This is a genomic window from Neisseria sp. HMSC078C12, from assembly GCF_001838065.1.
In the GTDB taxonomy this organism is placed as follows: domain Bacteria; phylum Pseudomonadota; class Gammaproteobacteria; order Burkholderiales; family Neisseriaceae; genus Neisseria.
Map to the genome: position 1 here is coordinate 1 of NZ_KV835604.1, position 6,715 is coordinate 6,715.

Here is a 6,715-nt window from a genome sequence, read left to right on the forward strand (position 1 = left end):
GCATTCTGGCTACACAATAACAAGGGAAGACTCACTCGTGGCTGCAACCCTGCTTACTCAAAATCTATTCACACATGGTTACGTTTTGGGGAAATTATGAGGGGATCTCTCAGTGCTCAGCATGTTTGAGTGCTTTACTCGCCGCGGGTTGAGAAATATGTAAAACTTCAGCCGCACGCGTTAAGGAACCACAAGTCATTACAGCATAAAAGATATCGAGATGTCTTAATTTCATTCCATGTAGCCTACTGATTATTTATTTCTACGGACTATTCTAACGAATAAAGTATAAATAATCAGATATACTCGTCATAATTCAAATTTTGGTTTAGTTGTCACGAGAATTAATTCGTAAACGTGCAAGCTAAATAGATTGACTAGGGGAATATACGGGGTAAGAAAGCGGCTCGGCATACTGCCCTATAATAAATTGTTAGGAGAAGTACGCCGAGTAGTGTGTAGCTATTAGGTAAAGTATGTACCAATTTCAATAAATATTTTAATTAAGATACTGTTTGAAATATCAACAATAAAGGCACCGACCATAGGAACGACAAGGAAAGCTTTATGTGATGGTCCAAATGCTTTTGTGACTGTTTGCATATTCGCAATTGCTGTTGGTGTTGCTCCCATACCAAAGCCACAGTGACCCGCGCTGATCACGACAGCATCATAATCTTTGCCCATCATTTTGAAGGTGACAAAGCAGGCAAATAGCACCATGACAACAGTTTGTACAGCAATGATAATTAATACTGGCCCTGCCATGCTTGCCAATTGACCAAATTTTAATGACATTAACGCCATTGCCAAGAAAAGCGATAAAGCAACGCTACCTAATACATCGACGGTCGGCTCAAACACTTCGTGTTTAAATACATGAGTCAGTGTATTACGGATAATAATACCGACAAATAAACACCAGACAAAAGTAGGCAGTTGCAGAAAAGTATCTTTAAACAATGCACTGATATAGCCACCAACAACAATACAGATAATCAGCATTGAAATGGTTTCAATAACGTTATTTGCATTGATTTTTCTTTTGACGCTTGGTTGCTCAAAAGCTTCAACGATAGTGTCGCGCTCTTGCTCGGTTGTTTTAGGAATAGAGACCTTTTTCAAAAGATGACGGGCAACAGGGCCGCCAACTAAACCACCCAACACTAATCCAAGTGTTGCACAAGCCATCGCTAATTCAACGGCGCCTGTTACACCATATTTATCAGCGAGAATAGGGCCCCATGCTCCGGCATTACCATGACCACCTGTTAGAGTAATTGAACCTGCAATTAAGCCAATAAATGGACTTTCATTCATCATGACAGCCATACTCATGCCGACAGTATTTTGAATGGCGATTAGGATCGTTACTGCAATAGTTAATAGAACTAACGGCTTTCCTCCTTTAATCAGTCGAGAAAAGTCAGAACTTAGCCCGATAGAGGAAAAGAATGTGAGCATTAATAAACTTTGCAATGAAGCATCAAAAGTAAACGAATAACCTGATGTTTTATCAATAATTAACAGAACAATTGCAACAATAAAGCCACCAACGACGGCTTCTGGTATGTGGTTTTTTTGTAGGAACGGGGTAAATTTTACGACAAACATTCCTATGAGTAGCGCGATACATGCGACTAATAATGTATAACTGGCATCTAGGATCATTTTTTTACCTCTATTAGTTTACCAGAATTTTCACTATAACAATTTAACAATAGTGAAAAATGAAGTTACTTTGGTTAACTAATCTTTAACAATGAGTTTTATTAGGGTATCCATAACTTTTAGTTAATAGGGTCATAATTTTAGTGTGATCTTAATCATGAAATATTAAAAAGATTAAAATAACAACAATGGTATTTAATGATGGGTAAACCTAAATACCATGCGGGATCCGCACTATTTTCGGTGATAGCAAAAAATAAAAAAGTATAAATAATAAACAAAATTATAAGAGAAGGAGAACATGATAAGCGCAGGCCGAGCAATTTAAAGAAGTGTGATATACAACATAAAACAGCAGCATGACCTTTCTATATTTCGTTGCTTATCGAAGTGTTAATTTTCGGGTGGATTACTCTGTTTGTTGATTAATAACGGAGAAAAATATGATTGCTGTAATATTTGAGGTGCAAATACAACCCGACCAACAAACTCGCTATTTGACTTTAGCTGAGGAGTTAAGACCACTATTAAGTCATGTAGCTGGTTTTATTTCAATTGAACGTTTTCAAAGTCTAGCTACAGAAGGAAAAATGTTATCGCTATCTTGGTGGGAAAACGAATACGCAGTTCTGCAATGGAAAAATCATGTTTTACATGCGAAAGCTCAACAAGAAGGGCGAGAGTCAATATTTGATTTTTACAAAATTAGTATTGCTCATATTACTCGCGAATATTCATTTAAAAAGGACAAGGATAATGTTTGATGTTCACGTTGTTTTAGATAATCAAATAGGACAATTAGCATTACTAGGAAAAACATTAGGTAATAAAGGTATTGGATTGGAAGGGGGAGGGATATTTACGGTTGGTGATGAATGCCATGCTCATTTTCTTGTTGAACAAGGAAAGGAAGCTAAAATAGCGCTAGAGCAAGCTGGACTGTTAGTACTTGCGATCCGGACACCATTAATTCGTAAGTTAAAACAGGAAAAACCGGGGGAACTTGGCGAAATAGCACGAGTATTGGCGGAGAATAACATTAATATTTTAGTGCAATACAGTGACCATGCTAACCAACTGATATTAATAACGGACAATGATAGTATGGCTGCATCTGTTACGCTCCCTTGGGCAATAAAGTGAACTTGCGATGGCTAATTTAATACGAAAAGAGGTTACCTTTGAGTCCTCAATAGCCGCGATAGGGGCGGCTATGTCTGACATTTCACGAGTTAAAATACTCAGTGCTTTGATGGATGGGCGAGCTTGGACGGCCACTGAGCTAAGTTCTGTGGCGAATATATCAGCTTCAACGGCGAGCAGTCATTTATCTAAATTATTAGATTGCCAGCTAATCACAGTAGTAGCTCAAGGCAAGCATCGTTATTTTCGGCTAGCAGGAAAAGATATTGCTGAATTGATGGAAAGTATGATGGGGATCTCCTTAAACCATGGCGTACATGCCAAAGTTTCCACGCCAGTGCATTTACGAAAAGCACGTACTTGCTATGATCATTTAGCTGGCGAAGTTGCCGTTAAGATCTATGATTCCCTTTGTCAACAGCAATGGATCACTGAAAATGGTTCAATGATCACATTAAGTGGTATTCAATATTTTCATGAAATGGGAATTGACGTTCCTTCCAAACATTCACGTAAAATCTGTTGTGCGTGTTTAGATTGGAGTGAACGCCGTTTCCATTTAGGTGGGTACGTTGGAGCCGCATTATTTTCGCTTTATGAATCTAAAGGGTGGTTAACTCGACATCTTGGTTACCGTGAAGTTACCATCACGGAAAAAGGTTATGCTGCTTTTAAGACCCACTTTCACATTTAAGTTGTTTTTCTAATCCGCATATGATCAATTCAAGGCCGAATAAGAAGGCTGGCTCTGCACCTTGGTGATCAAATAATTCGATAGCTTGTCGTAATAATGGCGGCATACTATCAGTAGTAGGTGTTTCCCTTTCTTCTTTAGCGACTTGATGCTCTTGATCTTCCAATACGCAACCTAAAGTAAAATGCCCCACAGCGCTGAGTGCATATAATGCATTCTCTAGTGAAAAACCTTGTTGGCATAAAAAGGCTAATTGATTTTCGAGAGTTTCATACTGTTTTTCTGTAGGCCGTGTACCTAAATGTACTTTTGCTCCATCGCGATGACTTAGTAAAGCACATCTAAAACTTTTAGCGTTATTACGTAAAAAATCTTGCCAGCTTTCCCCTTCTAAAGGGCAAAAGTGAGTATGGTGCCTATCTAACATCTCAATGGCTAAGGCGTCGAGAAAAGCCCGCTTATTTTTTACATGCCAATACAATGTAGGCTGCTCTACACCTAGCTTCTGGGCGAGTTTACGGGTTGTTAAACCTTCGATTCCGACCTCATTAAGCAGCTCTAATGCGCTGTTAATCACTTTACTTTTATCTAATCTAGACATCATTAATTCCTAATTTTTGTTGACACTCTATCATTGATAGAGTTATTTTACCACTCCCTATCAGTAATAGAGAAAAGTGAAATGAATAGTTCGACAAAGATCGCATTGGTAATTACGTTACTCGATGCCATGGGGATTGGCCTTATCATGCCAGTCTTGCCAACGTTATTACGTGAATTTATTGCTTCGGAAGATATCGCTAACCACTTTGGCGTATTGCTTGCACTTTATGCGTTAATGCAGGTTATCTTTGCTCCTTGGCTTGGAAAAATGTCTGACCGATTTGGTCGGCGCCCAGTGCTGTTGTTGTCATTAATAGGCGCATCGCTGGATTACTTATTGCTGGCTTTTTCAAGTGCGCTTTGGATGCTGTATTTAGGCCGTTTGCTTTCAGGGATCACAGGAGCTACTGGGGCTGTCGCGGCATCGGTCATTGCCGATACCACCTCAGCTTCTCAACGCGTGAAGTGGTTCGGTTGGTTAGGGGCAAGTTTTGGGCTTGGTTTAATAGCGGGGCCTATTATTGGTGGTTTTGCAGGAGAGATTTCACCGCATAGTCCCTTTTTTATCGCTGCGTTGCTAAATATTGTCACTTTCCTTGTGGTTATGTTTTGGTTCCGTGAAACCAAAAATACACGTGATAATACAGATACCGAAGTAGGGGTTGAGACGCAATCGAATTCGGTATACATCACTTTATTTAAAACGATGCCCATTTTGTTGATTATTTATTTTTCAGCGCAATTGATAGGCCAAATTCCCGCAACGGTGTGGGTGCTATTTACCGAAAATCGTTTTGGATGGAATAGCATGATGGTTGGCTTTTCATTAGCGGGTCTTGGTCTTTTACACTCAGTATTCCAAGCCTTTGTGGCAGGAAGAATAGCCACTAAATGGGGCGAAAAAACGGCAGTACTGCTCGGATTTATTGCAGATAGTAGTGCATTTGCCTTTTTAGCGTTTATATCTGAAGGTTGGTTAGTTTTCCCTGTTTTAATTTTATTGGCTGGTGGTGGGATCGCTTTACCTGCATTACAGGGAGTGATGTCTATCCAAACAAAGAGTCATCAGCAAGGTGCTTTACAGGGATTATTGGTGAGCCTTACCAATGCAACCGGTGTTATTGGCCCATTACTGTTTGCTGTTATTTATAATCATTCACTACCAATTTGGGATGGCTGGATTTGGATTATTGGTTTAGCGTTTTACTGTATTATTATCCTGCTATCGATGACCTTCATGTTAACCCCTCAAGCTCAGGGGAGTAAACAGGAGACAAGTGCTTAGTTATTTCGTCACCAAATGATGTTATTCCGCGAAATATAATGACCCTCTTGATAACCCAAGAGGGCATTTTTTACGATAAAGAAGATTTAGCTTCAAATAAAACCTATCTATTTTATTTATCTTTCAAGCTCAATAAAAAGCCGCGGTAAATAGCAATAAATTGGCCTTTTTTATCGGCAAGCTCTTTTAGGTTTTTCGCATGTATTGCGATATGCATAAACCAGCCATTGAGTAAGTTTTTAAGCACATCATCATCATAAGCTTTAAGTTGGTTCTCTTGGATCAATTTGCTGACAATGGCGTTTACCTTACCAGTAATGTATTCAAGGCTAATTTTTTCAAGTTCATTCCAACCAATGATAGGCATCACTTCTTGGATAGGGATAAGGTTTTTATTATTATCAATAATATAATCAAGATAATGTTCAAATATACTTTCTAAGGCAGACCAACCATTTGTTAAATCAGTTTTTGTTGTGATGTAGGCATCAATCATAATTAATTGCTGCTTATAACAGGCACTGAGTAATTGTTTTTTATTTTTAAAGTGATGATAAAAGGCACCTTTGGTCACCAACGCTTTTCCCGAGATCTCATCTATTGAAACAGCTTGATAGCCTTTTTCAACAAACAATATTCGTGCTGAGTTAACCAGTGATTGATAGGTACTCTTAAAATTTTCTTGTTGATGATTTTTATTTTCCATGATAGATTTAAAATAACATACCGTCAGTATGTTTATGGTATCATGATGATGTGGTCGTGACAATCTTAAGAACATTTAGGTTATTTTATGTATATTGAACAGCATTCTCGCTATCAAAATAAAGCTAATAACATCCAATTAAGATATGATGATAAGCAGTTTCATACAACGGTTATCAAAGATGTTCTATTATGGATTGAACATAATTTAGATCAGTCTTTACTGCTTGATGATGTGGCGAATAAAGCGGGTTATACCAAGTGGTATTTTCAGCGGCTGTTCAAAAAAGTAACAGGGGTCACACTGGCTAGCTATATTCGTGCTCGTCGTTTGACGAAAGCGGCTGTTGAGTTGAGGTTGACGAAAAAAACTATCCTTGAGATCGCATTAAAATATCAATTTGATTCCCAACAATCTTTTACACGTCGATTTAAGTACATTTTTAAGGTTACACCAAGTTATTATCGGCGTAATAAATTATGGGAATTGGAGGCAATGCACTGAGAGATCCCCTCATAATTTCCCCAAAGCGTAACCATGTGTGAATAAATTTTGAGCTAGTAGGGTTGCAGCCACGAGTAAGTCTTCCCTTGTTATTGTGTAGCCAGAATGC

8 protein-coding genes are annotated in these 6,715 nt (G+C 38.5%); 5 read left to right on the top strand and 3 right to left on the bottom strand.

Annotation, left to right across the window (positions count from 1 at the left end):
* Window positions 1-465: 465 nt before the first annotated feature.
* Window positions 466-1,671, bottom strand: a complete 1,206-nt coding sequence (gene gltS / locus HMPREF2596_RS04955; RefSeq protein ID WP_000599533.1) for a sodium/glutamate symporter — start codon at window positions 1,669-1,671, stop codon at window positions 466-468.
* 443 nt (window positions 1,672-2,114) lie between these two features.
* On the opposite strand from gltS, the gene HMPREF2596_RS04960 reads away from it, so the two are divergent.
* From HMPREF2596_RS04960 to HMPREF2596_RS04970, 3 genes are read left to right on the top strand one after another with little or no spacing between them, the layout of a single operon-like run.
* Window positions 2,115-2,435, top strand: a complete 321-nt coding sequence (locus tag HMPREF2596_RS04960; protein ID WP_000562370.1) for an antibiotic biosynthesis monooxygenase family protein — start codon at window positions 2,115-2,117, stop codon at window positions 2,433-2,435.
* On the top strand, window positions 2,428-2,814 hold the full coding sequence (locus HMPREF2596_RS04965) for a hypothetical protein (protein ID WP_000460651.1): 387 nt from the start codon (window positions 2,428-2,430) through the stop codon (window positions 2,812-2,814). Before HMPREF2596_RS04960 ends, HMPREF2596_RS04965 begins: the two co-directional genes overlap by 8 nt.
* Window positions 2,815-2,821: 7 nt before the next feature.
* A complete protein-coding gene (locus tag HMPREF2596_RS04970; protein ID WP_001284954.1) occupies window positions 2,822-3,508 on the top strand; it encodes an ArsR/SmtB family transcription factor in 687 nt (228 codons plus the stop codon).
* Here HMPREF2596_RS04970 and tetR(B) read toward each other — a convergent pair.
* Entirely contained in the window at window positions 3,486-4,109 is a 624-nt protein-coding gene (tetR(B), locus tag HMPREF2596_RS04975) for a tetracycline resistance transcriptional repressor TetR(B) (protein WP_070850031.1), read from the bottom strand. The two genes, HMPREF2596_RS04970 and tetR(B), sit on opposite strands and share 23 nt — an antisense overlap.
* A gap of 81 nt (window positions 4,110-4,190) precedes the next feature.
* Here tetR(B) and tet(B) point away from each other — a divergent pair, with 81 nt between their 5' ends.
* Window positions 4,191-5,396, top strand: a complete 1,206-nt coding sequence (tet(B), locus tag HMPREF2596_RS04980) for a tetracycline efflux MFS transporter Tet(B) (RefSeq protein ID WP_001089072.1) — start codon at window positions 4,191-4,193, stop codon at window positions 5,394-5,396.
* Between the two features lie 112 nt (window positions 5,397-5,508).
* Here the strand turns inward: tet(B) and tetC are convergent, their stop codons facing one another.
* A complete protein-coding gene (gene tetC / locus HMPREF2596_RS04985) occupies window positions 5,509-6,102 on the bottom strand; it encodes a tetracyline resistance-associated transcriptional repressor TetC (protein WP_000428546.1) in 594 nt (197 codons plus the stop codon).
* An 87-nt stretch (window positions 6,103-6,189) separates the two neighbouring features.
* Here tetC and HMPREF2596_RS04990 point away from each other — a divergent pair, with 87 nt between their 5' ends.
* The gene (locus tag HMPREF2596_RS04990; RefSeq protein WP_000275180.1) at window positions 6,190-6,606 is read left to right on the top strand and encodes a helix-turn-helix domain-containing protein; all 417 of its coding nucleotides are present in this window, start codon (window positions 6,190-6,192) and stop codon (window positions 6,604-6,606) included.
* The last annotated feature ends 109 nt before the right edge of the window (window positions 6,607-6,715 follow it).